This window comes from Rhodocyclus tenuis (assembly GCF_014197755.1).
GTDB lineage: Bacteria > Pseudomonadota > Gammaproteobacteria > Burkholderiales > Rhodocyclaceae > Rhodocyclus > Rhodocyclus tenuis.
The window spans coordinates 1-1,205 of sequence record NZ_JACIGE010000025.1; the positions used below are offsets into that span (position 1 = coordinate 1).

General features: G+C 61.9%; 1 protein-coding gene. It reads right to left on the reverse strand.

Features of this window, described 5'->3' with window-relative positions:
* Positions 1 to 26 precede the first annotated feature (26 nt).
* Positions 27 to 1,138 (reverse strand): IS3 family transposase gene (locus GGD90_RS17780; protein WP_153118122.1). Its coding sequence is split into 2 segments (ribosomal slippage): positions 27 to 880 and positions 880 to 1,138, totalling 1,113 coding nucleotides; the frame shifts between segments, so codons are not numbered across the junction.
* Between the last annotated feature and the right edge of the window lie 67 nt (positions 1,139 to 1,205).

The window sequence follows — 1,205 nt, forward strand, 5'->3', positions numbered from 1 at the left end:
TGACCTGCCTGAATTCTCCGGACCACTTATTCCTGGAGAACGGCCTCCGGTTGGGTGGTTGATAAACAGGCATTCTTGAACGCCGCTGGCGTCTGGTTACCCAGGCTCGAATGCGGGCGAACCTCATTGTAGTGCTGACGCCATTGCTCGATGACGACCTTGGCCTCAAGCCGATGGCGGAACCACTCCATCGACAGGCACTCATCCCGAAACTTGCCGTTGAAGCTCTCGGTCGTCCCGTTTTGCCAAGGCTTGCCGGGATCGATCAGCGCCATGTCGAGATTCTGGCTGGCCGCCCAACGCAGTAGCGCGCAGGACACGAACTCAGGCCCGTTGTCCGACCGCAAGACCTGTGGGGCGCCGTGAATGCTGATCAATCGGGAAAGCACCTCCACAACCCGCGCCGAACGGATCGAGCCGGCCACATCAATCGCCAGGCACTCGCGGGTGTATTCATCGATGACGGTCAGGCATTTCAGTGGCTGCCCGTTGGCACAACTGTCGAAGACGAAGTCGTAGGCCCACACTTGCCCGGCGGCGAGCGGTGCTCGCGGCCGGGGACGGGCTGCGGCAATCCGTCGGCGGGGACGTTTGCGCGGCACCTGAAGTCCCGCCTGACGCCACAAGCGCCAAGTACGGTCGACACTCATCGGGTGCCCTTGCCTTTCCAGGAACACCCGAATTCGCCGGTAACCATAGCGCGGGTATTGCGCCGACAGCATCGCCATTGCTGCCAGCGCCGGTGCGTCCTTCTTCCGCAGCCGCGATTCGTAGTGCAACGCGGAGCGCGCAAGCCTCAGCAGCGCACACGCGCGTCGTTCCGACAGGCCACGCCGCTTGGCGTACTCGACCTGCCGACGTCGGGCGGGTGCGCTCACCATTTTTTTGCGGCGATCTCCTTCATCACCTCGATCTCAAGATCCCGCTCGGCCAGCAGTTTCTTCAACCGGGCGTTCTCCTGCGCCATCTGGCGCAGCTTCTTCACCTCGTCGGCATCCAGAACGCCGTAATGCTTGCGCCAGCTGTAGATCGTCTGCTCGCTGAGGCCGTGCTTCTTCGCCACCTCCGTGACCGGCGCTTTGTCCGCTTCGCGCAGGATCGTCACCATCTGCGCTTCGCTGAATCGACTCTTCCTCATGACTTCCTCTCTTCAAGGAAGCCATCCTCTCAAGTTTCGGATGGTCCGAAAATCCCCGGGCAGGTCA